Annotated in this window: 20 protein-coding genes and 1 pseudogene; 10 read left to right on the top strand and 11 right to left on the bottom strand. The window is 54.6% G+C overall.

Annotated features, from left to right (window positions below; genetic code table 11):
- Window positions 1–10: 10 nt before the first annotated feature.
- From AL479_RS05825 to AL479_RS05805, 5 genes are all read left to right on the top strand, one after another.
- Window positions 11–655, top strand: coding sequence for a DUF4310 family protein (locus AL479_RS05825; RefSeq protein WP_042321639.1), 645 nt, complete (start codon window positions 11–13; stop codon window positions 653–655).
- Between the two features lie 97 nt (window positions 656–752).
- The gene (locus tag AL479_RS05820; protein WP_061075409.1) at window positions 753–1,886 is read left to right on the top strand and encodes an amidohydrolase/deacetylase family metallohydrolase; all 1,134 of its coding nucleotides are present in this window, start codon (window positions 753–755) and stop codon (window positions 1,884–1,886) included.
- A complete protein-coding gene (locus AL479_RS05815; protein ID WP_061075408.1) occupies window positions 1,870–2,988 on the top strand; it encodes a DgaE family pyridoxal phosphate-dependent ammonia lyase in 1,119 nt (372 codons plus the stop codon). The genes AL479_RS05820 and AL479_RS05815 overlap by 17 nt, the downstream gene beginning before the upstream one ends.
- Window positions 2,985–3,725: a 2-dehydro-3-deoxy-phosphogluconate aldolase gene (dagF, locus tag AL479_RS05810; protein ID WP_061075407.1), complete on the top strand. Its 741-nt coding sequence runs from the start codon at window positions 2,985–2,987 to the stop codon at window positions 3,723–3,725. The genes AL479_RS05815 and dagF overlap by 4 nt, the downstream gene beginning before the upstream one ends.
- A 16-nt stretch (window positions 3,726–3,741) precedes the next feature.
- Window positions 3,742–5,652 carry a BglG family transcription antiterminator gene (locus tag AL479_RS05805; RefSeq protein WP_061075406.1) on the top strand — a complete coding sequence of 637 codons (1,911 nt, stop codon included), beginning with the start codon at window positions 3,742–3,744 and terminating at the stop codon, window positions 5,650–5,652.
- Between the two features lie 48 nt (window positions 5,653–5,700).
- Here the strand turns inward: AL479_RS05805 and nrdG are convergent, their stop codons facing one another.
- The 5 genes from nrdG to treR all read right to left on the bottom strand — a co-directional run bounded on the left by nrdG (window position 5,701) and on the right by treR (window position 13,101).
- A complete protein-coding gene (nrdG, locus tag AL479_RS05800) occupies window positions 5,701–6,165 on the bottom strand; it encodes an anaerobic ribonucleoside-triphosphate reductase-activating protein (RefSeq protein ID WP_061075405.1) in 465 nt (154 codons plus the stop codon).
- 173 nt (window positions 6,166–6,338) lie between these two features.
- Window positions 6,339–8,477 (bottom strand): anaerobic ribonucleoside-triphosphate reductase, encoded by a 2,139-nt coding sequence (gene nrdD, locus AL479_RS05795; RefSeq protein ID WP_061075404.1) that lies wholly within the window; start codon window positions 8,475–8,477, stop codon window positions 6,339–6,341.
- 409 nt (window positions 8,478–8,886) lie between these two features.
- The gene (gene treC, locus AL479_RS05790) at window positions 8,887–10,542 is read right to left on the bottom strand and encodes an alpha,alpha-phosphotrehalase (protein WP_061075402.1); all 1,656 of its coding nucleotides are present in this window, start codon (window positions 10,540–10,542) and stop codon (window positions 8,887–8,889) included.
- Window positions 10,543–10,589: 47 nt separating this feature from the next.
- Window positions 10,590–12,008 carry a PTS trehalose transporter subunit IIBC gene (gene treB / locus AL479_RS05785; RefSeq protein WP_061075401.1) on the bottom strand — a complete coding sequence of 473 codons (1,419 nt, stop codon included), beginning with the start codon at window positions 12,006–12,008 and terminating at the stop codon, window positions 10,590–10,592.
- A 145-nt stretch (window positions 12,009–12,153) separates the two neighbouring features.
- Window positions 12,154–13,101, bottom strand: a complete 948-nt coding sequence (treR, locus tag AL479_RS05780; RefSeq protein ID WP_061075400.1) for a trehalose operon repressor TreR — start codon at window positions 13,099–13,101, stop codon at window positions 12,154–12,156.
- A gap of 268 nt (window positions 13,102–13,369) precedes the next feature.
- On the opposite strand from treR, the gene mgtL reads away from it, so the two are divergent.
- From mgtL to AL479_RS05760, 5 genes are all read left to right on the top strand, one after another.
- A complete protein-coding gene (gene mgtL, locus AL479_RS24185) occupies window positions 13,370–13,423 on the top strand; it encodes a mgtA regulatory leader peptide MgtL (protein WP_146109689.1) in 54 nt (17 codons plus the stop codon).
- A gap of 144 nt (window positions 13,424–13,567) precedes the next feature.
- Window positions 13,568–16,276, top strand: coding sequence for a magnesium-translocating P-type ATPase (gene mgtA, locus AL479_RS05775; RefSeq protein ID WP_061075399.1), 2,709 nt, complete (start codon window positions 13,568–13,570; stop codon window positions 16,274–16,276).
- A gap of 356 nt (window positions 16,277–16,632) precedes the next feature.
- Complete coding sequence (locus tag AL479_RS05770; RefSeq protein ID WP_061075398.1) at window positions 16,633–17,610, top strand: TRAP transporter substrate-binding protein; 978 nt, start codon at window positions 16,633–16,635, stop codon at window positions 17,608–17,610.
- Between the two features lie 60 nt (window positions 17,611–17,670).
- Entirely contained in the window at window positions 17,671–18,180 is a 510-nt protein-coding gene (locus tag AL479_RS05765) for a TRAP transporter small permease (RefSeq protein WP_061075397.1), read from the top strand.
- 30 nt (window positions 18,181–18,210) lie between these two features.
- Entirely contained in the window at window positions 18,211–19,497 is a 1,287-nt protein-coding gene (locus AL479_RS05760) for a TRAP transporter large permease (RefSeq protein WP_061075396.1), read from the top strand.
- A gap of 52 nt (window positions 19,498–19,549) precedes the next feature.
- On the opposite strand, the gene ridA is transcribed toward AL479_RS05760, so the two are convergent.
- The 6 genes and pseudogenes from ridA to arcD all read right to left on the bottom strand — a co-directional run bounded on the left by ridA (window position 19,550) and on the right by arcD (window position 23,867).
- Complete coding sequence (gene ridA, locus AL479_RS05755; RefSeq protein WP_042999238.1) at window positions 19,550–19,936, bottom strand: 2-iminobutanoate/2-iminopropanoate deaminase; 387 nt, start codon at window positions 19,934–19,936, stop codon at window positions 19,550–19,552.
- A 76-nt stretch (window positions 19,937–20,012) separates the two neighbouring features.
- Window positions 20,013–20,474 (bottom strand): aspartate carbamoyltransferase regulatory subunit, encoded by a 462-nt coding sequence (pyrI, locus tag AL479_RS05750; RefSeq protein ID WP_042321682.1) that lies wholly within the window; start codon window positions 20,472–20,474, stop codon window positions 20,013–20,015.
- Between the two features lie 14 nt (window positions 20,475–20,488).
- A complete protein-coding gene (pyrB, locus tag AL479_RS05745) occupies window positions 20,489–21,424 on the bottom strand; it encodes an aspartate carbamoyltransferase (protein ID WP_061075395.1) in 936 nt (311 codons plus the stop codon).
- 2 nt (window positions 21,425–21,426) lie between these two features.
- Window positions 21,427–21,562: pseudogene (gene pyrL / locus AL479_RS05740) on the bottom strand (pyr operon leader peptide).
- A gap of 98 nt (window positions 21,563–21,660) precedes the next feature.
- Window positions 21,661–22,140: an arginine repressor gene (locus tag AL479_RS05735; protein WP_061077935.1), complete on the bottom strand. Its 480-nt coding sequence runs from the start codon at window positions 22,138–22,140 to the stop codon at window positions 21,661–21,663.
- A gap of 251 nt (window positions 22,141–22,391) precedes the next feature.
- Complete coding sequence (gene arcD, locus AL479_RS05730; RefSeq protein ID WP_061075394.1) at window positions 22,392–23,867, bottom strand: arginine-ornithine antiporter; 1,476 nt, start codon at window positions 23,865–23,867, stop codon at window positions 22,392–22,394.
- Between the last annotated feature and the right edge of the window lie 4 nt (window positions 23,868–23,871).

Raw genomic sequence — 23,871 nt, 5'->3', positions numbered from 1 at the left:
GGAGGCCACAATGGAACAGAATAAAGGTTTTTGGTTTGCCGACTGGTCGTTCCCGATCTTCGTTGGCCTGCTCTCCTCCGGCGTGTTTGCCGGGACGCACATGTACTACCTGTACGGGATTGGCGCGTTTAACGAAGTGGCTTTCGTGGCCATGCTGAAAGCGGGGATTGATACCGGATCGTACGGCGCAGTGGCGGCGTTTGGCGCCAGCTTCCTGTTCGCACGCATTATCGAAGGCTCCCTGGTGGGGATTCTGGATATCGGCGGTGCGATTCAGACCGGCGTTGGTCTGGGGGTTCCGGCGCTGCTGTTGGGCGCAGGCATTATGTTCCCGGTTGAGAACTTTATTGCTTCTCTGGCAACGGGGCTGGCGATTGGCCTGGCGATTGGTTACGTCATTATCCTGGCGCGTAAGTTCACCATCAATCAGAGCGATTCAACCTACGGGGCGGACGTGATGATGGGCGCCGGTAACGCCTCGGGGCGTTTCCTCGGCCCATTGATCATCCTCAGCGCGATGACGGCGTCGATCCCTATCGGCGTGGGTTCTCTGGTCGGCGCACTGCTGTTTTACATCTGGCAGAAGCCGATCACCGGGGGCGCGATCCTTGGCGCAATGATTTTAGGCTCAATCTTCCCGATTGCGATTAGCTAATTGCCTGATGGCGAAGCGCTTATCAGGCCTACGGATAAGCGCGTCTTTGTAGGCCGGATAGGGCGGTTACGCCGCTATCCGGTAAAAGGAGAGAGACATGTTTGATTTACTCCTGCGCCGTGCGCGTCTGGTTGACGATACGGTCTGTGATATCGCCCTGAAGGACGGCAAAATCGCCGCGTTAGGCGAGATAAACGACCCGGCGGTGAAAACCGTTGAGCTCAACGGCGAGTGCTACGTCAGCGCCGGATGGATTGATTCCCACGTTCACTGTTATCCAAACTCCCCGATTTATCACGACGAACCGGACAGCGTAGGCATTGCCACCGGCGTGACAACCGTTGTGGATGCGGGCAGTACCGGTGCCGACGATATTGATGATTTCTATACCCTCACGCGCGACGCCGCGACGGAAGTCTATGCACTTCTGAATATCTCCCGCGTCGGACTGATTGCACAAAACGAACTGGCGAATATGGCCAACATCGATGCCGATGCGGTGCAGCAGGCAGTGAAACGCTACCCTGATTTCATCGTCGGCCTGAAGGCGCGAATGAGCAGCAGCGTGGTGGGTGAAAATGGCATCACGCCGTTGGATCGCGCCAAAGCGATGCAGCAAGCGAACGGTGATTTGCCCCTGATGGTCCACATTGGCAATAACCCGCCGGATTTGGATGAGATCGCGGAGCGCCTGACGGCGGGCGATATCATCACCCATTGCTACAACGGAAAACCCAATCGCATTCTGACGCCGGAGGGCGAACTGCGCGCCTCGGTCACCCGGGCGATTCAGCGCGGCGTGCGTCTGGACGTCGGGCACGGTACGGCCAGCCTGAGCTTTGCGGTGGCGAAACGTGCCATCAGTTTAGGCATTCTGCCGCACACCATCAGTTCTGATATCTATTGCCGCAACCGTATCAACGGTCCAGTGCATTCGCTGGCGAATGTGATGTCGAAATTCCTCGCCATCGGGATGTCGCTGCCGCAGGTCATCAACTGCGTGACGGCCAATGCCGCCGACGGCTTGCGTCTGAAATCCAAAGGTCGCCTCCAGCCAGGTCTGGACGCTGACTTAACCCTCTTTACGCTGAAGCGTCAGCCAACCGTGCTGATAGATGCCGAGAATGACAGCTTACAGGCTGAAAAACTGCTGGTGCCGCTTGCCGCAATACGTGCGGGCAAGGGCTATATGACCGAACAAGGGAGCGCGGAACATGCCTTCAATTTTTGAGAAATACCATTTAAAACAGGTGATTAATACCTCCGGACGGATGACGGCGCTGGGCGTGTCCACGCCGCGCCCGGAAGTGGTGGAAGCTGCGATGGCTGGTATGAACCAGTACTTTGAGATGAAAGATCTGGTGAATAAAACCGGGGAATACATCGCGAAGCTGCTGGATGTGGAAGGGGCGACGGTGGTTTCCTGCGCGTCTGCGGGCATTGCCCAGTCGGTGGCCGCCGTGCTGGTCCAGGATAGCGACTGGCTGCTGGAGAACCTGCACGTCACGCCGATTGAGAATAACGAAATCGTGCTGCCGAGAGGCCATAACGTCAACTTTGGCGCGCCGGTTGGCACGATGGTGGCGCTGGGCGGCGGCAAGCTGGTCGAAGCCGGTTATGCCAATGAATGCTCTGCCGCGCAGTTGGCGGCGGCGATCACCCCGCGCACGGCGGCGATCTTATATATCAAATCCCACCACTGCGTGCAGAAAAGCATGCTCAGCGTTGAGCAGGCCGTCGTTGTGGCGCGTAAACACAATCTGCCGCTGATTGTTGATGCGGCGGCGGAAGAAGACCTGCAGTGCTACTACCGTTCGGGGGCCGATCTGGTGATCTACAGCGGCGCGAAGGCGATCGAAGGCCCTACCAGCGGACTGGTCATCGGTAAAACCCAGTATATCGAGTGGGTGAAACGCCAGACGGCGGGTATTGGCCGGGCGATGAAGGTCGGCAAAGAGGGGATTCTCGGCCTGACCTGCGCCATTGAACTCTATTTGAATGCGCAAAAAGAGAGCGGCGCGGAGATGGTGGAAAAAATGACGCCGTTTATTGATGCGCTGAATGCGCTCAACGGTGTGACGGCTCGCGTGGTGTGGGACAGCGCCGGACGGGATATCGCCCGCGCAGAAATTAAGTTTGATGAAGCGGTCACTGGCATCGCGACGGGCGAACTGGTGGAAGCGCTCAAGCAGGGCGAATACGCGATTTACTTCCGTGGTTACAAAGCCAACGAAGGGATTATTGAAGCGGATGTGCGCAGCGTAGACCGCGCACAGCTGGACATTGTGGCGCGCCAGATTGGCGATGTGATTAATCAGGAGAAACAAGCATGAAATTGACCCCGAACTTTTACCGCGATCGCGTCTGCCTGAATGTGCTGGCCGGCTCGAAAGAGAACGCGCGTGACATTTACGACGCGGCGGAAGGTCATGTGCTGGTCGGCGTACTCTCCAAAAATTACCCGGATGTCGAAAGCGCAGTGGCGGATATGCGTGACTACGCGGCGCTTATCCACAACGCGCTCTCCGTGGGGCTGGGGGCGGGCGATCCGAACCAGTCGGCGATGGTCAGTGAAATCTCCCGCCTGGTTCAGCCGCAGCACGTCAACCAGGTGTTCACCGGCGTGGCAACCAGCCGCGCCCTGCTCGGGCAGAGTGAGACGGTGGTTAACGGGTTGGTATCGCCGACCGGTACGCCAGGTCTGGTGAAAATTTCTACCGGACCATTAAGCAGTAAAGCGGCGGACGGCGTTGTCCCGGTCGAAACGGCTATTGCCTTGCTGAAAGATATGGGCGGCAGCTCGATCAAATACTTCCCGATGGGCGGTCTGAAATGCCGTGACGAGTTTAAAGCGGTGGCTGAGGCCTGTGCGCGTCATGATTTCTGGCTGGAGCCAACCGGCGGAATCGATCTGGAAAACTACGATGAGATTTTGCAAATTGCCCTCGACGCTGGCGTCAGTAAAATCATTCCTCACATTTATAGTTCTATTATTGATAAGGTAAGTGGAAACACCCGTCCGGACGATGTGCGCCAGTTGCTTGCGCTGACCCGGGCGTGTGTAGGTTAAAAACGAGGAGAGTGATGTGCGATTCCCCAACCAACGTTTGGCGCAACTGTTTACTATGTTGCAAAACGAGACGCTGCCACAGGATGAGCTGGCGCAGCGGTTGTCGGTTTCCACACGAACTGTTCGTGCCGATATTACTGCGCTCAACGCCCTGCTGACTCAGCACGGCGCGCAGTTTATCCTCAGCCGGGGCAACGGTTATCAGCTCAGGATCGATGACCCGGCAAGCTATCAGTCCCTGCAATCGCAGCAGCCCAGCGCGCTGCGAATTCCGCGCACCAGTCAGGAACGCGTGCACTATCTGATGGTGCGCTTTCTGACATCCGCCTTTTCTCTCAAACTCGAAGATTTAGCTGATGAATGGTTTGTCAGTCGGGCGACGCTACAAAACGACATGGCCGAAGTGCGTGAATGGCTGCAACGCTATCATCTGACGCTGGAAACACGCCCGCGCCATGGCATGAAACTGTTCGGCAGCGAGATGGCGATCCGCGCCTGCCTGACTGACCTTCTCTGGACGTTGGCGCAGCAGGATCCTGCTAATCCGCTGGTGACCGAAGAGGCGCTGTATGCCGGGGTGCCGTCGCAGCTTCAACCGCTGCTTGAGGAGATTTTTAATCGCTTCCATATTCGCCTTACTGACGAAGGCGAGCTGTTTTTACGCCTGTACTGCGCGGTGGCGGTACGCCGTATCAGCGAAGGGTATCCGCTGTCGGAATTCACCAACGAAGAGGTGGAAGAGAACGTGTGCCTGGCGGCGCGTGAGATTGCCGCTGTCGTGCAGCATCTGGCAAATCATCCGCTCTCGGTATCGGAAGAGAACTGGCTGAAGGTGCATATCGCGGCGCGGCAGGTACAGGAGATTGCGCCCAGTGCGATCAATGCCGACGACGAGGAAGCGCTGGTCAATTACATCCTGCGGTTTATCAACAGCCAGTACAACTATAACCTGTTGAATGATAAACAGCTTCATGCGGATTTACTTACTCACATCAAAACGATGATCACCCGGGTACGCTATCAGATTATGATCCCGAACCCGCTGCTGGAGAACATCAAACAGCACTATCCCATGGCATGGGATATGACCCTGGCGGCGGTCTCAGGCTGGGGGAAATATACCCCTTACGCCATCAGCGAAAACGAGATCGGCTTTCTGGTGTTGCATATCGGCGTTGGGCTTGAGCGTAGTTACAACATCGGTTACCAACGACAGCCAAAAGTTTTGCTGGTCTGCGACGCAGGAAATGCGATGGTGCGGATGATTGAAGCGGTACTGGCGCGCAAATATCCGCAGATCGAGATTGTAAACACGCTGACGCTGCGCGATTACGAACAGCGTGAGAGTATCGCGGAGGACTTTGTGATCGCCACCGCGCGGATCGGTGAGAAAGACAAGCCGGTCGTGCAGATCGCCCCGTTCCCTACCGACTACCAACTGGAGCAGATCGGTAAGTTGGTGCTGGTGGACAGAACCCGTCCGTGGATGCTGAACAAATACTTCGATGCCGCGCATTTTCGTATTATCGAAGGCGAAATGGACCAGCAGACGCTGTTTAAAACCTTGTGCGATCAGTTGCAGAGTGAAGGGTTTGTCGACGCGGAATTCCTCGATTCGGTGGTGGAACGCGAGGCGATTGTCAGCACGATGCTCGGTGACAGCATTGCGTTGCCGCACGCCCTCGGACTGCTGGCTAAAAAAACGGTGGTCTACACGGTGCTCGCCCCGCAGGGCATCGCCTGGGGTGACGAAACCGCACATGTGATCTTTTTACTCGCTATCAGTAAAAGCGAGTACGAAGAGGCAATGGCCATCTACGATATCTTCGTCACTTTCCTGCGTGAACGCGCCATGACGCGACTGTGCGGCAGCCAAAACTTCGCCGAGTTTAAAGCGGTGGCGATGGAGTGCGTGAGTCGTTTTTGATGGGAGGGGACAGGAAAGACGGAAAGCAGATGCTGTCCGCCATAGTGTTTATCGTAAATGATGGACAACCTGGTTGCTGCTGCCGCGCCAGATCAGCGCCGGGTCTTTCAGATCCTGCACAAATTTGCCGTCGACCAGCACGTTGATGAGGTCCACAACCTGCATTTGCGCGGCGTTGAGTTCATCCAGCTTATAGCCGGTCCACACCCAGATATCTTTGCCCGCACATTCAGCGCGAATGCGTTGCACCAGCTTCAGGATATCCGGCACGTTCTGCGGATGAAGCGGATCGCCGCCGGAAAGGGAGATCCCCTGGCGGTGGATCCGCGTATCGTTCAGATCGTTAATGATCTGGTCTTCCATTGCTTTTGTGAACGGCTGACCGGAATTCAGCCGCCAGGTACTTTTGTTATAGCAGCCAGGGCATTCGTGCACGCACCCTGAAACAAACAGGGTGCAGCGGGTACCGGGGCCATTAACGATGTCGACGGGATAATACTGGTGATAATTCATTTTTCCTCGTTGCATTTGGCGCTGTAGCGGTGTTGGCCGCTCTCACTCACCCGGGTCAATTACTGATCGGTAGTAGGCCGGATAAGGTGCTTGCACCGCCATCCGGCAACATTGTGATGCCTGATGGCGACGCGATTGCGTCTTATCAGGCCTGCGGCCTTTGCAAACGGAAATTAACCGATCTGCCCATTCCCTAAATGCTTAACGCGACGCTTCACTTCTTCCTGTTTACCGGCGTTAAACGGACGCGCGTCCGGGCTGCCTAAATAACCGCAGACGCGGCGGGTCACCGACACGCGCGCGGCGTCGTGGTTGCCGCATTTCGGACAGGTGAAACCTTTGCTGGTGCACTCGAACTCACCGGTAAAGCCGCACTCGTAGCATTCATCGATTGGCGTATTGGTGCCGTAATACGGCACATGCTGATAGCTGTAGTCCCAGACGTCCTCCAGCGCTTTCAGGTTGTGCTGGATGTTCGGGTATTCGCCATAGCAAATGAAGCCACCGCTCGCCAGCGGCGGGTAAGGCGCTTCAAAATCGATTTTGTCGTACGGGTTTACCTTCTTCTCCACATCAAGGTGGAAACTGTTGGTGTAGTAGCCTTTATCGGTGACGCCCGGCACGACGCCAAACTCGGCGGTATCCAGACGGCAGAAGCGGTCACACAGGTTTTCACTCGGCGTGCTGTACAGGCTGAAGCCATAGCCCGTCTCTTCTTTCCACAGATCGACAGCCTGACGCAGACGTTCAACGATGGCGATGCCTTTTGCTCGCAACGTTTCACTGTCGTACATGTGCTTGTCGCCACAGAGGGCATTAATGGTTTCGTGAATACCGATATAGCCCAGTGAAATCGATGCACGACCGTTTTTGAAGATTTCCGCGATATCGTCATCGGCTTTCAGACGTACGCCGCAGGCACCTTCCATATACAGAATTGGCGCAACGCGAGCTTTCACGCCTTCCAGACGGGCAATACGGGTCATCAGCGCTTTACGTGCCAGCACCAGACGATCGTCGAGCAGTTTCCAGAAGGTGGCTTCATCGCCATGGGCTTCCAGCGCGATACGCGGCAGGTTAAGGCTGATTACGCCGAGGTTGTTACGGCCATCGTGAACCTGTTCGCCGTTCTCGTTTTCCCACACGCCGAGGAAGCTGCGACAGCCCATTGGGGTTTTGAACGAACCGGTGACTTTCACGACCTGATCGTAGTTGAGAATGTCCGGATACATGCGCTTGCTGGCACACTCCAGCGCCAGCTGTTTGATGTCGTAGTTCGGATCGCCAAATTTGTGGTTCAGGCCGTCACGGATCGCAAACACCAGTTTCGGGAACACGGCGGTTTTACGGTTTTTGCCCAGACCGGCGATGCGGTTACGTAGAATGGACTGCTGAATCAGGCGCGATTCCCAACTGGTGCCCAGGCCGAAACCAAAGGTCACGAACGGCGTCTGGCCGTTGGCGGTATGCAGCGTATTGACCTCATACTCCAGAGACTGGAATGCGTCGTAGCACTCTTTCTCGGTACGGGAATGCGCGTAGCCGTCGGCATCCGGAATTTGCCACTCTTCCGCCGTTTTACGGTGCTTGTTAAAGCTGGCGGTCACGAAGGGCGCCAGTACTTCATCAATACGGTTAATGGTGGTGCCGCCGTAAATATGGCTGGCGACCTGCGCGATGATTTGCGCGGTCACGGCGGTGGCGGTAGAGATTGATTTTGGCGGCTCGATCTCCGCGTTACCCATCTTAAAGCCCTGCGTCAGCATCCCTTTCAGATCGATCAGCATGCAGTTGAACATCGGGAAGAACGGGGAATAGTCGAGATCATGATAGTGAATATCACCGCGCTCGTGCGCCTGTACCACATCACGCGGCAGCAGATGCTGACGGGCATAGTGTTTGGCGACGATACCGGCCAGCAGGTCGCGCTGGGTCGGGATGACTTTACTGTCTTTATTGGCGTTTTCATTGAGCAGCGCGGAGTTGGTCTGCTCCACCAGGCCGCGAATTTCCTGGTTCAGACGACCGCGTTTCTCACGCTGAATATCACGGTCATGGCGATATTCAATGTAGGCGCGCGCCAGTTGCTTGTAAGGACCGGACATCAGTTGGTTTTCAACCGCTGTCTGGATCTCATTAATATCGACCTGGCTACGCGTGTCCATCTGACTGCTAACGACTTCTGCGACGGTGGCGCAGTAATCTGCGTCATCGACTCCCGCTGCTTTAGCTGCACGCAGAATGGCTTCTTTGATGCGCTCTGATTTAAACGGCACTTTACAGCCATCTCGTTTCATCACATGCGGTGTCATGATCACTCCATAATGTATAAGAACAGGTTATCCACAGAGGCTCGGGAAGCATTGATATGGTTATTCATCTCTCTATCCAATCACTTCCCGCAATCCAGTCCCATGTTATCCACAAAGTCACCCTGACTGTGGACATCATCGTTGTTGTAAATGTAGTTGATTAATACAACATGTTGGGGCGGATTGCATTTTAAGTTCTATATATAGTGATTTGCATCAAAAGTGTTTGCGATTTTTTTGATATAGCGCAAGGTAAACAGCAGAGCGTACAGTTGGCGGGCGTTATAGCGATTGTAAATTGTGATAGAGAAAAATCTGATTATTTATTCAGCAAAAACAGTGAGCTAAGGCAGAGAGCGGAATTCTGCCCGGGAAGACGTGCTTCTCCGGGCAAGAGGGGCTCAAACGATTACTTCTGTAACCACCAGATAGCTTCGAAAGGACGCAGCGTCATCGCCGTCGGCAGTGGTGAAACTTCATCATAGTTGTGCATTAACACCTGCCAGTTGCCCCGGTACGATTCCGGGAACCAGGCCTGACATTCACCGCTCAGATTGGCAATGACCAGCAGCGTTTGTCCTTGCCATTCACGGCGGTAACACCAGAGATGTGGGCTGTCCGGCAACAGATCCTGATAGTCGCCCCAGGTCAGCACGGGTTCGGATTTGCGCAGCGCAATCAGCCGTTGATAGGTATAAAACACCGACGAATTATCGCCGAGCGCGTTCTCCACGTTGATGTCCGCGTAGTTATCGCACAGCGGGATCCACGGTTCGCCCTGGCTGAAACCGGCGTTCTTGCGGTTATTCCACTGCATTGGCGTACGGCTGTTGTCGCGGGATTTACTGGCCAGAATTGCCAGCAGTTCATTGGCATCGCGACCCTCCGCCCGCAACCTGGCAAACATGTTATGGCTTTCCACATCGCGGTAGTCGGTGATGCGGGTGAAATGAGGATTGGTCATGCCGATCTCTTCCCCCTGATAGATGTACGGCGTTCCCTGCATACCGTGCAGCACCATCGCCAGCATTTTCGCGGCCGGCATCCGATATTCCCCTTCGTCGCCAAATCGCGACACGATGCGCGGCTGATCGTGGTTACACCAGAACAACGCATTCCACGCGACGTTGTGCATCCCTTGCTGCCAGTGGCGGAACAGGGTCTTCAGCGCGACAAAATCGGGCTTCGCCAGCGTCCATTTCTCTCCATCGGGGTAATCGACCTTCAGGTGATGAAAATTGAACGTCATCGACAGTTCGCTACCGTCCAGCGCGGCGTAACGCTGGCAATGTTCCAGCGTGGTGGAAGACATTTCACCGACCGTCATCAGCTTGCGCGGGGTAAAGACGTCACGGTTCATCTCATGCAGAAATTCATGCGCTCGCGGCCCATCGGTATAAAAACGGCGCCCGTCGCCGTCCAGATCATTGGGGAAGCGCTGATCTTTGGAGATCAGGTTGACGACGTCCAGGCGCAGGCCATCCACGCCGCGATCGGCCCAGAATTCGCAGACTTTTTTCAGTTCGGCACGGACGGCAGGGTTTTCCCAGTTCAGGTCCGCCTGTTCCGGGGCGAAGAGGTGCAGATAATACTGTTCGCTCTGGGCATGCCATTGCCAGGCGTTGCCGCCAAACTTGGCACGCCAGTTGTTGGGTTGTGCATCGGGCGTGCCGTCGCGCCAGATGTAAAACTCGCGATATGGACTGTCTTTATCGAGCGCCTCACGAAACCAGGCGTGCTGCGTGGAGGTGTGGTTAAACACCATGTCGAGAATAATGCGGATGCCGCGTGCTTTCGCCTGGGCGACCAGCGCATCGAAGTCATCCAGCGTACCGTAAGCGGGATCGATAGCGGTGTAGTTAGCGACATCGTAGCCATTATCCACCTGCGGTGAAATATAGAACGGAGTCAGCCAGAGGGCATCCACGCCCAGTTTATGCAGATAATCGAGGCGCTGTGTCACGCCGCGTAAATCGCCGGTACCGCTGCCGGTCGTATCCTGAAAGCTTTTGGGATAGATCTGGTAGATGACACCGTTTTGCCACCAGTGGGGAAGGGTATTCATAGTCAATTCCTGGTTATGCGAGGGGCGCAAGTGCGCCCCGAATAAAATCAGACAATCTGTAACGTGCCCTGACGGTATTTACGCTGGTAGACCATGGAGGTCAGCACGATCGGGATGACAATGGCGATCGCCATCGCGACGGCGTACACCTGCCAGTAAGTCGGTTGGATGGAAAGGATGCCCGGCAAACCGCCGACACCGATACCGTTCGCCATCACCCCGTACAGGCCGCAGAGCAGACCGGCGAGACCGGAGCCGATCATCGCGCAGAGCATCGGGAAGCGGTATTTCAGGTTGATACCGTACATTGCCGGCTCAGTGACCCCGAGATAGGCGGAGATCGCGGCAGGAACGGAGATCTCACGTTCGTTCTGTTTACGGCTGGCGATAATAATGCCTACCACCGCAGACGCCTGTGCGATGTTGGAAAGGGCAATCAGCGGCCATACCGGCGTTCCGCCCATGCTCTGGATCATCTGCATGTCGATGGCGAGCGTGGTCTGGTGCACGCCGGTAATCACCAGCGGCGCGTACAGGAAGCCAAACAGCGCGGCACCAACCGGCGCGAAGCTACCGGTCATCAGATGGCGAACCGCAAAGGCCACACCGTCGCCAATCAAGCGGCCAAACGGACCGATCAGCGCATGAGCGAGGAAAACCGCGAGGATCAATGAACACACTGGCACCACAACGAGATACAGATAATCCGGCACGATGCGTTTCAGGCGAGTTTCAATCACGCCCAGTGCCAGGCCAGCCAGCAGTGCCGGAATGACCTGGGCCTGATAGCCCACTTTCGCGATGGTGAACAGGCCGAAGTTCCATACTTCCGGTATTTGTTGCCCCAGCAGATACGCGTTCATCAACTGTGGCGATACCAGCGTGACGCCAAGCACGATACCAAGGATCGGCGTGCCGCCCATTTTTTTCACCGCCGACCAGCAGATGCCCACTGGCAGATAGAAGAAGATGGCTTCGCCAATCAGCCACAGGAAGTCATAGACCGTTTTCAGCGCCGGATACATCTGCGCCAGCGTCTGGCCGTTGCTCATTGGCAGGTCGCCAATGACGTTGCGGAAACCTAAGATCAAGCCTCCGCTGATCAGCGCCGGCAGCAGCGGAAAGAAGATTTCAGCGAAGTGGGAGATCAGTTGCTCATGCCATTTCATGTTCTGACGAGCCACTTTTTTCGCCTGCTCTTTATCGGCGTGCGACTGCCCGGTGGTGGCCAGCAGCGCCTTGTAATAATCGCCAACCTCGGTGCCAATCACCACCTGGAACTGACCGGCGTTGGTAAAGCAGCCTTTGACCATCGGTAAGGCTTCAATTTCTTTCGGTCTGGCGTTTGCTGGCTGATTCAGCACAAAGCGCAGGCGCGTAATACAGTGACTCACTGTGGCGATATTCTCTCGCCCGCCTACCAGCTCTATCAGCCGGTCAATATCCGCTTGTTTAACTTTGCTCATCATGAAGCCTCGTGGCGATGACTGTGAAAAAGGGGGGTTATGCGATGGGCACAGAGTATATCCGGGATAAAAATTTAAAAATGGGAACGTTCCCGAAACGCAGCGAAGATCACAAATTATCGTTCAGAAAGCGTTCGGCAATGACTCAGGAAAGGGTGGAAGGAATGACGATCTGGCGCAGATCGCTGCGTCCGTTGATCTGCTCGATCAACTGGGCCGCCGCCTGGCGTCCGGCTTCGGCATAGCCGGGATCGACCGTGACGATCTCCGGATGCAGGAATTTCATCAGCGGCGTATTACCGACGCTCGCCAGTTGCAGGTTATCGACCCGCTGCTCCTGTAAATACTTACTGGCACCGAGCGCGAGAGTATCCGTGGCGCAGACCAGCGCGGTCGTGTCTGGTGTAATGACGCTCGCGGCATGCTCATAGCCTTGCTTCATCGCCAGACCCGGCAGGGCCGCGATGGGATGTAACTTATGCTGTTTGCAAAACGCGAGATAGGCGTCATGGCGGCGCTTCCCGGTGGTGACGTCACTGTGCGGCACACCGAGAAAGCTGATGTTGCGATGTCCCTGATCGTACAGGCGCTGCATCAGGATTTTAATCGCCCCGTCGTCGTCGTAGCAGACGGAGGCAAAGCCTTTCGCGTCACGGGCCAGCAGCACCAGCGATGCCTGCCACGGGGCGATCATCGCGTCCGTGATGCCGGTAAAACCGAACAGCACCACGCCGTCGATGTTGCGGCGTTTCAGCATACCCAAGTGTTCTTCGACTTTTTCCGGGGAAAACTGACTTTCCATCATGATCGGATCGTAGCCCTGCTCATAAAACACCGGCAGCATCGTCTGTACGGCAAGGTTTTCCGACAGGGAGTCGAGACGGGTCACAATGATGGCGACCACTTTATCGCTCTGACCACGCATGGCGCGGGCTGAACGGGAGGGAGAAAATCCGTGCTGATTCATCACGGCTTCGACACGCTCGCGAGTCCGTTCACTGACGCCGCTTTCGTTGTTCAGCACACGGGAAACGGTGGATTTCCCCACGCCGCTTAAGCGGGCGATGTCTTTGATAGTCAGCCGATTTTGCATCCTGTTTTCCCGTGGTACGCAACAAAAGATGATAAGAGGGTAACTTTACTTAGAGAAACCTCAATGGGCAAAGTCTGGTTTATACACGTCATCCTTCACGCTGTCTCTGCGTTGGCGTCGTTCATTTTCTGCCGGGATGCGAACTGAATGATTTTGTGTATATGTTTTGTTTAATTGCCGGGGGTTATTATAACGCCATAAATGCCACAAATATTATGATCTACAACTTATAATCTGTGGGCTAACTCATTCAATTACCGGAGGCTTTATGGATCCCGATCCCACCCCTCTCCCGAAATGGAGAATACGCGCTTTCCGGTAAGCCTGCCTTTCGCTGTCTTACCGGTGATGTAAGACAGTGACGCATTAACGTCCCTGTTTAAAAATTATGTTACCTGTCAGGTAAGGCTTTGCCACGCCTGAAGGATATTTCTGCGCCCGTCTTGTTGGCGCGGAGGGACTGCCTATGTTTAAAAATATCACTCGCCAGCTGTTTGCCCGGCTTGGCCGCCATCTGCCCGATCGCCTGGTGCACCGCGATCCATTGCCTAATGCACAGTCGATTGCCAGCACCCCGATGCCTTCTTCACTGAGCGAACACTGCCTGAAAGTCGCCGTGATGGATGAAAAGACGCTATGGAAAACGTTTAATGCGCATCCGGAAGGACTCAATGCGGCAGAAGTGAACGCCGCCCGCGAACAATACGGTGAAAACCTTCTGCCGACCCAGAAACCGTCACCGTGGTGGAAGCATCTGTGGGTCTGTTATCGCAACCCGTTCAATATCTTGCTGACTCTTCTGGGCGCGATCTCGTATGCCACGGAAGATCTGTTTGCCGCCGGGGTGATCGCCCTGATGGTGGTGATTTCCACGCTGCTTAACTTTGTCCAGGAAGCGCGTTCCACCAAAGCGGCAGACGCGCTGAAAGCGATGGTCAGCAATACCGCGACGGTGCTGCGGGTCATCAATGAGAAAGGGGAAAATGGCTGGGTGGAACTGCCTATCGATCAGCTGGTACCCGGCGACATCATCAAGCTGTCGGCGGGGGACATGATCCCGGCCGATCTGCGGGTCATTCAGGCGCGAGACCTGTTTGTCGCTCAGGCGTCGTTAACCGGCGAATCGCTGCCTGTGGAGAAAGTGGCGCACACCCGCGACGCCAGCCAAAGCAACCCGCTTGAACGCGACACCCTGTGCTTTATGGGGACTAACGTAGTGAGTGGCACGGCGCAGGCGATGGTCATCGCCACTGGCGCGCATACCTGGTTTGGTCAACTGGCGGGGCGCGTCAGCGAACAAGAAAGCGAGCAAAACGCGTTCCAGAAGGGCATCAGTCGCGTCAGTATGCTGTTGATCCGCTTTATGCTGGTGATGGCGCCAGTGGTGCTGCTCATTAATGGTTACACCAAAGGTGACTGGTGGGAAGCGGCGCTGTTTGCGCTCTCCGTCGCCGTAGGCCTGACGCCGGAAATGCTGCCGATGATTGTCACCTCGACGCTGGCACGCGGCGCGGTAAAACTGTCGAAGCAAAAAGTGATCGTCAAACATCTGGATGCCATTCAGAACTTCGGCGCGATGGACGTTCTGTGCACCGATAAAACCGGCACGCTGACCCAGGACAAAATCGTGCTGGAAAATCATACGGATATCTCCGGTAAGCCCAGTGAACGCGTTCTGCACGCGGCATGGCTGAACAGCCATTACCAGACCGGGCTGAAAAACCTGCTGGATACCGCCGTGTTGGAAGGTGTTGATGAAGGCTCCGCACGCACATTGTCTGCCCGCTGGCAGAAAATTGATGAGATTCCGTTTGATTTTGAGCGCCGCCGGATGTCGGTAGTGGTGGCAGAAGAGACGGATGTGCATCAGCTGGTATGTAAAGGCGCGTTACAGGAGATCATCAGCGTCTGTACGCAAGTACGTCATAACGGCGAAATTGTGCCGCTGGATGACAACATGCTGCGCCGGGTGAAACGCGTGACCGATACGCTGAACCGTCAGGGGCTGCGCGTGGTCGCCGTGGCGACCAAATACCTGCCGGCGCGGGAAGGGGATTACCAGCGTATTGATGAATCCGATCTGATCCTTGAAGGTTACATTGCCTTCCTCGATCCGCCGAAGGAAACGACCGCACCTGCTCTGAAAGCGCTGAAAGCCAGTGGCATCACCGTGAAGATCCTGACCGGCGACAGCGAACTGGTCGCAGCGAAAGTGTGTCATGAGGTAGGCCTGGACGCCGGAGAGGTCATTGTCGGGAATGAGATCGAAGGCATGAGCGACGACGCGCTGGCCGCGTTGGCTCAGCATACCACGCTGTTCGCACGCCTGACGCCGATGCATAAAGAGCGGATCGTCCGCCTCCTCAGACGTGAAGGACACGTAGTGGGCTTTATGGGCGATGGCATTAACGACGCGCCAGCGCTACGTGCGGCGGATATTGGCATTTCGGTGGATGGAGCGGTCGATATCGCCCGCGAAGCGGCCGATATTATCCTGCTGGAAAAGAGCCTGATGGTGCTGGAAGAAGGCGTGATTGAAGGGCGTCGTACGTTCTCCAATATGCTGAAGTACATCAAAATGACCGCCAGTTCTAACTTTGGTAACGTCTTTAGTGTGCTGGTGGCGAGCGCTTTTTTGCCGTTCCTGCCTATGTTGCCGCTGCACTTGCTGATTCAGAACCTGCTGTACGATGTATCCCAGGTGGCGATCCCGTTTGATAACGTTGATGATGAGCAGATCCAGAAACCACAGCGCTGGAATCCGGCGGATCTGGGCCGTTTTATGCTCTTCTTTGGCCCGATCAGCTCGATCTTCGACATTCTGACGTTCTGCCTGATGTGGTGGGTATTCCACGCCAATGTGCCGGAAGCGCAAACGCTGTTCCAGTCAGGCTGGTTTGTGGTCGGGCTGCTGTCGCAAACGCTGATTGTGCATATGATTCGTACGCGCCGCGTGCCGTTCATTCAGAGTCGCGCCGCCTGGCCGCTGATGCTGATGACGCTGGTAGTGATGGTCGTGGGAATTGCGCTGCCGTTCTCACCGCTGGCAGGTTATCTGCAATTGCAGGCGTTACCGCTGAGTTATTTCCCGTGGCTGGTAGCGATTCTGGTGGGATATATGACGTTAACGCAACTGGTAAAAGGGTTCTATAGCCGCCGATACGGCTGGCAGTAATCGAAAATAATGGCTGCTTCGGCAGCCATTTTCTTTTTCATCAAGCAAGAATATATTCTTCCCTCCGTCGTGTTTTATTTTTTTTGAAAAACCAAAGAGGTGTGGTCGATCACAATTTAAGCCCGCTTCAGGACATCTTTTTTCCAGGAAAAAGACCTTCATTGCAAAAATGAAACAGCGTGCTAAAAAAAATTCCATCCATCGTCATTTTGTGAACATAATCATCGTAATACTTTGTTACACCGACGAGTCTGTCTGGGCAATGTCATTCCTTACTGTCCCTTTTAATTAAGGCGGCCCTCTATCCTGCAAGTCGTTTGTATTAATGAAAATTATAAACCTCTGGAGATGGAAAAATGAAACTGACCAAAACCTTGTTAAACCTGTGCATGGGTACTGCTTTAGTACTGGCAGCGCAGGCGGCGTCTGCGCAAACGCTGCGTGCGGCAGATGTCCATCCGGCTGATTATCCGAACGTGGTTGCTGTGAAGCATATGGGCGAAAAACTCAGCGCCGCTACCGACGGACGTCTGGATATTAAAACCTTCCCGGGCGGTGTGCTGGGCGATGAAAAGCAGATGATTGAACAGGCGCAACTGGGGGCGATTGATATTATCCGCGTATCGATGTCTCCGGTTGCCGCAATATTGCCAGAGATTAACGTCTTTACGCTGCCCTATATCTTCCGCGATGAAGATCACCTGCACAAGGTTCTGGACGGGGCAATTGGTCAGGAAATTGGCGACAGGCTGACCGCGAACAGTCAGTCCCGACTTGTGTTTCTCGGCTGGATGGATGCCGGAACGCGTAACCTGATCACCAAAGATCCGGTCGTGAAACCGGAAGACCTGAAGGGGATGAAAATCCGCGTTCAGACCAGTCCCGTATCGCTCGATACCTTAAAAGCGATGGGCGCGAATGCGATCGCCATGGGGACCAGTGAGGTGTTCAGCGGGATGCAGACCGGGGTTATCGATGGCACGGAAAATAACCCACCGACCTTTGTCGCACATAACTATCTGCCGGTTGCCAAAAATTACACCTGGAGTAAGCATTTCATTATTCCTGAGCTGTTCCTGTTTTCAAAAGCCAAGTGGGACAAGCTGAAAAAAGAAGATCAGGAATTAATTATTAAACTGGCGAAAGAAGCGCAAATGGAACAGCGTCAGCTCTGGGAAGCATATAACGCGAAATCACTGGAAACGATGAAAGCGAATGGTGTGAATTTTCATGATATCGATACGAACTATTTCTATAAAGCCACACAGCCTGTCCGGGATCAATACGGTAAAGACCACCAGGATTTGATCAAGCGAATTCAGGATGTGAAGTAATTCATCAGGCGGGTGACGGAGGTCATCCGCCTGAATCGGTTATTCGTCGAGGTGATAATTATGGGTGAATGTTATTCATCGGTAATGGATGTGCTGTACCGAATTTCAATGTGGATTGCCGGGTTGGCTTTATTGGTGATGGTGGCGGTTATTCCTGTTGGGATATTTGCGCGCTATGTCATGAACAGTGCACTGTCATGGCCTGAGCCGGTCGCCATATTGTGTATGGTAACGTTCACCTTTATCGGTGCGGCGGTCAGTTACCGCGCGGGTTCGCATATTGCTGTCAGCATGGTGACCGATCGTCTTGGTGAAATGGGTCGCCGGATCTGTTTTATTGGTGCCGATCTGATGCTGCTGGCGATCAGTGTTTTTATTCTTTGGTACGGTTCGACGCTCTGTTACGAGTTGTGGCATCAACCCGTGGCGGAATTCCCCATTTTGACCGCCGGGGAAAACTATCTTCCGCTCCCTATCGGTTCGGCGATCACGCTGCTTTTCATCATCGAAAAGATCTGCCGTGGCGCTCAGTATCAACGTCCCGTGGTCATGCTGGGTTCAACCAGTTGATGACCGAACCGACTTCATAGGGGAAAGCAAATGGATGCATTTATTCTCGTTTTTACGCTCGGCATCATGCTGGCGATTGGGGTGCCGGTAGCGTATGCGGTGGGGATCAGCGCGATCGTCGGGGCGTGGTATATCGATATCCCGCTCGAAGCGGTGATGATCCAGTTAACCAACGGTGTGAACAAATTTTCGCTGCTGGCGATCCCGTTCTTTATTCTGGCCGGGGCCATTATGGCGGAAGGGGGGATTGCGCGACGGTTAGTGAACTTCGCCTATATCTTTGTTGGCTTCATTCGCGGCGGCCTGTCGCTGGTGAACATTGTGGCGTCGACCTTCTTTGGCGCGATCTCAGGATCGTCGGTGGCGGATACCGCATCGATCGGTTCGGTGATGATCCCCGAAATGGATAAGAAAGGCTATCCGCGTGACTTCGCCGCAGCGGTCACCGCCAGCGGTTCCGTGCAGGCCATCCTGACGCCGCCCAGCCATAACTCGGTGATCTACTCGCTGGCGACGGGCGGCACGGTGTCGATTGCCGCGCTGTTTATTGCCGGGATCCTGCCAGGACTGTTGCTGAGTTTTACCCTGATGGTGATGTGCGTGGGTTTTGCCCATAAGCGCGGCTATCCGAAAGGGGAACGCGTGCCGTTCCGACAGGCGCTGAAGATCTTTCTCGATACGCTGTGGGGACTGATGACGGTCGTCATCATAATGGGCGGGATCCTTTCTGGTATCTTCACCGCGACGGAGTCGGCGGCGATCGCTTGTCTGTGGGCGTTCTTTGTCACCATGTTTATCTACCGCGACTACAAGTGGTCTGAACTGCCGAAGCTGATGTATCGCACGGTGAAGACGGTGACTATCGTGATGATCCTGATCGGTTTCGCCGCGGCATTTGGCGCCATCATGACGTACATGCAGTTGCCGATGCGCATTACCGAAGCCTTTACCAGCATCTCAGAAAACAAATATGTCATCCTGATGTGCATCAACATCATGCTGCTGCTGATCGGTACGCTGATGGACATGGCGCCGTTGATTCTGATCCTGACCCCTGTGCTGCTGCCGGTCACCAACGCCCTCGGCATTGACCCGGTACATTTCGGGATGATTATGTTGGTGAACCTGGGGATTGGCCTGATCACGCCGCCGGTAGGGTCGGTGCTGTTTGTTGCCAGTGCGGTGAGTAAACAGAAGATCGAGCAGGTGGTGAAGGCGATGCTACCGTTCTACGCGGTGCTTTTCCTGGTACTGATGCTGGTGACTTATATTCCTGAAATCTCGCTGTTCCTGCCGAAATTCTTTGGCGTAATGTAAGAGGACGACAGTAACGAAAATCCGGGCAGAAATGCCCGGATTTTTTTATCGCTTAGCGACGAACGGCGATCGCTTCGATCTCGATCTTCACGTCTTTTGGCAGACGCGCAACTTCCACGCAGGAACGAGCCGGGAAGGTGGCGTTGTGTTCGGTGAAGAACGCTTCGTAGGTGGCGTTGACGGTCGCGAAATCGTTCAGATCTTTGACAAATACGGTCGTTTTCACGATGTCGCCCACTTTCAGGCCAGCGGCTTCAACGATAGCTTTCACGTTTTCCAGCGACTGACGCGCCTGCGCGGAGACGTCGTCCGACACGCTGCCGGTTTTCGGGTCAACCGGGATCTGACCGGAAGTGATGATCATGCTGCCCAGATCTACGCCCTGAACATATGGACCGATTGCTGCGGGTGCATTTTCCGTCGCGATAGTTTTGCTCATGATTTCTCCTGAAGTACAGCGGTAAATGAATTTTCTCAGGCATTATAGGGAGCCAGGAATTTTTAACCAACTGCAATTAGTTGGCCAGCACCACATAATGAGAAAACTCTTTTTCACAGTATTTGCATTTAAGTGCGATGTCATCCACACGTTTTTTCACTGCAAAGCTGGAAGAGACCGGCTCGGCATGGCTGATGCAGTTACTGTTCGGGCAGACCAGAACGCTGTCGATACGATCCGGCAGGCTTGGACGCGATTTACCCACCACTTCGTAGTTGTCGATGCGGTTGACGGTAGCCTGTGGCGCGTACAGTGACAGTTGGTTAACCTGTTCGGCGGTCAGGAAGGTATTCTCGATCTTAATCAGGTCCTTACGCCCCATTTCACCGGAAGGCAGATTAAGGCCGATAGTGATGCGCTGGTCGGTTTCGGTCAGCTTGAACAGGGTCAGCAACTTAAAGCCGATTTGCGCGGGAATATGGTCGATTACGGTGCCGCATTTGATCGCTTCAACCTGCAGTTTGTTATCGTGTGTCATCTCGTTATCTCCCCTTACAGTGCCAAATCGCTAGTCAGAACCAGTGCCAGTAACGCCTGGCGCGCGAAAATCCCGTTGCCTGCCTGCTGGAAATACCAGGCGTGAGGCGTTTTATCCACATCCGTGGCGATTTCATCAATACGCGGCAGCGGATGCAGTACCTTCATGTTTTCCCGCGCTCCCGCCAGGTCGCTGGCACGCAGGACAAACTGGGCCTTCACGTTGGCGTATTCTGAAGGGTCCAGACGCTCTTTCTGTACGCGGGTCATGTACAGAATATCCACCTCCGCCATCACCTCTTCGATAGAGGCGTGCAGGCTCCAGGCAATGCCTTTTTCGTCAAGCATGTCGAGAATGTACTGCGGCATCGCCAGCGCATCCGGGGCGATGAAGTAGAAACGGTTGCCGTCAAACTTCGCCAGCGCCTGCGTCAGGGAGTGCACAGTACGGCCATATTTCAGGTCGCCGACCATCGCCACATGCAGGTTGTTCAGACGCCCCTGCGTTTCCTGAATGGTGAACAGATCCAGCAGCGTCTGGGTCGGATGTTGATTTGAACCGTCGCCCGCGTTCAGTACCGGCACGTTACCGGAGAATTCAGTCGCCAGACGCGCCGCGCCTTCCTGCGGGTGACGCATCACGATCGCGTCAACGTAGGTGCTGATCACAGAGATGGTATCTGCCAGCGTCTCACCTTTCTTACCCAGCGACGTGTTGGCGCTGTCGGAAAAGCCGACCACGCTGGCGCCCAGGCGGTGCATTGAGGTTTCAAACGACAGGCGGGTACGGGTCGAGGCTTCAAAAAAGCAACTGGCGATGACCTTGTGTTTGAGCAGCTCCGGTTGGGGGTTCGCTTTTAATTTCGCCGCTGTCGCCAGCACCAGATTGAGGTCGTCGCGACTGAGGTCGTTTATGGAAATGATGTGTTTTTGATATAGCGGGTTAGCCATGTTTATCTCCTGACGCCAGGGCAAAAAAAAAGCCCCTCATTTGAGGGGCTGGGAATAGGTTAGCAACGGAAAGAAAAACGGCAGGCCAGCGTCTGTTTTCAGACGCGGTAAGACAGAATGTCGTACACACTGGACCATACTTCCTCCCGGCAAATTGTCCGCGATTATACTCAGCTCCGTTTGCGGATCAAGCAAATAATGCCATTTTTATTCAACGCAAACGGTTTTAATGAATATTAATTCATTTTTAGTAAGTGGTTAATCTGTTTGTGGACAAGGCCGGTGCGCTGCACAACCCGTGGTGCAACCCAGACAATACTGCTACCCGCGATGACCCCCAGGATCTCCGGCAGGGCATGATAATCAAGGATTCTGGCGACGGCGCGGCCATATCCGGCCGCCGTATGGATAAGGATAAATTCGCTGTTGTGCTCCACACTCACCACCATTTCAGCAATCGAACGGGCGGCATCGGGGGCAGGGCGCAATTGCGGATTGACGGCATAAATTTTTTGTCCTTTCGTATTTCTAATTTTTATGACGCCAAGAATTTTCAGCAGGCGGGAAACCGTCGACTGGCTGATGGTTTCAAAGCCGTAGTTTTGCAGATCGCGGCGGATCTCCTCCTGTGAGAGATAGCTTTTTTCGCCAATCAGGCGCTGACAAACAGAGAGTTGTAGTTCTTCTTTTTCTGAAGCGGGTTGGTAAAGTTTCATCATCAGTTAGTCCAGTGTAATCAGCCGAAGATAACAACCAGTAGATCTGCCCAATGTTTCTATTTTTAATTGATGACGCACTAAGCAAATGTTCTCCATTTCAACCGGGATGTCTTTGATCGGCTTATTGAAATTTTACTGGAGCGCGCTTCAGCATCCTGACGGATGGCATCTGCATGAGAAAATATTCCACTTAGTCGTCTAAGGGAAGGCGGAGTTTTGCCGCTTCGTCTTCCCTGTGTTGACGTGCATCAACTGAGCGTGAGCACGCCTGTCGCCAACAGATAGACCGCGTAGATCCCTGCGGCCACCACCATAATAGCCAGAACGATCTCTATTGGATTGAAAAGTCTTCCATTTTTCTCTTTCCGCGCCCAGACATAAAACACGATACCGAGGGCGTAAAGGATCATCGACAGCAGCAGATATTCCATCCCGGCGGCATAGACCAGCCAGGCGCCATAGAGTGTTGCCAGCGCGCCGATGATGATGTCGCGGGTGATGGAACGCTGTTCATCACTGTTATAACCGTCCTTCTGCCACGCCACTTTCAGGGCATACAACCCGCTGAGAAAATAGGGGATCAGGATCATTGAGGTGGCCAGCAGCAGCAGCGCAAGATACCCTGCCTGTTGGAAATGGGCGATGATCAGGAACAGTTGGGTCAGACCATTGGTCAGCAGCAGCGCGTTGACCGGCGCTTTGTTGGCGTTTTCCTTGCCGAGAAATTTGGGCATGGTGCCGTCTTTACCGGCCATGTACGCCGTTTCCGCAGATAATAATGTCCAGGCCAGCAGCGCGGCGCCGACGGAAACGATAAGACCGATATTCATCAGGGCTGCACCCCAAGGGCCGACCGCCGCAGCCAGGACGCCTGCGGTAGAAGGGTTCTTCAACTGGGCGAGCTCTGGCTGAGACAGGACGCCGAGCGACAGAACCGAAACGGCGACAAACAGCAGGATTGAGATGAAAAATCCAATCATGGTGGCTTTACCCACGTCTGATTTTTTCATCGCCCGACCCGAGTACATGGCGGCGCCTTCAATACCGATGAATACCCAGGTGGTGACCAGCATGATGTTTTTCACCTGGTCCATAACAGAGCCAAGCTGTTCATTGCCCCAGAATTCAATCTTAAAGGTGCGAACCTGAAAGGCGACGCTGACCAGCACGACAAACATGATCAGAGGAACCACTTTCGCGACCGTGCCGATCAGATTGAGCAGGGCGGCACCCTGTACGCCGCGACAGATCAGAAAATGCAGACCCCAGAGCAGGATAGAACCCACAATCAGCGCGGAAAGGGTGGTGCCATCACCGAAGAAACCGAGCGCGCTGAACGAGCCGAGGGCGGAACAGATCACCACATAGTACGAAACGTTGCCGATCCACGCTGAGATCCAGTAACCCCAGGCGGAGTTAAAACCGATGTACTCGCCAAAGCCCGCGCGGGCATAACCATACACGCCGCCTTCAACTTCGCTTTTACGGTGCGCCAGGGTCTGGAAGACAAACGCGAGGGTTAACATCCCGATGAAGGTAATCCCCCAGCCGATCAGGATCGCGCCAGCGCCCGCTTTGGCCGCCATGTTTTGTGGCAGAGAAAATACCCCGGCGGCGATCAGCGCACTGACCACAAGCGCCGTCAGCGCCGGAAGTTTGAGCTTACCTTCGGACTGGGAAGTCGAAGCGTCCGCAGCCGGTTTGCTGGTATCAAGAGTAGTCATGAAG

Source organism: Citrobacter amalonaticus (assembly GCF_001559075.2).
GTDB lineage: Bacteria > Pseudomonadota > Gammaproteobacteria > Enterobacterales > Enterobacteriaceae > Citrobacter_A > Citrobacter_A amalonaticus_F.
The sequence above is the reverse complement of the archived record's forward strand: the minus strand, read 5'-3'. Positions and strand labels throughout refer to the sequence as shown.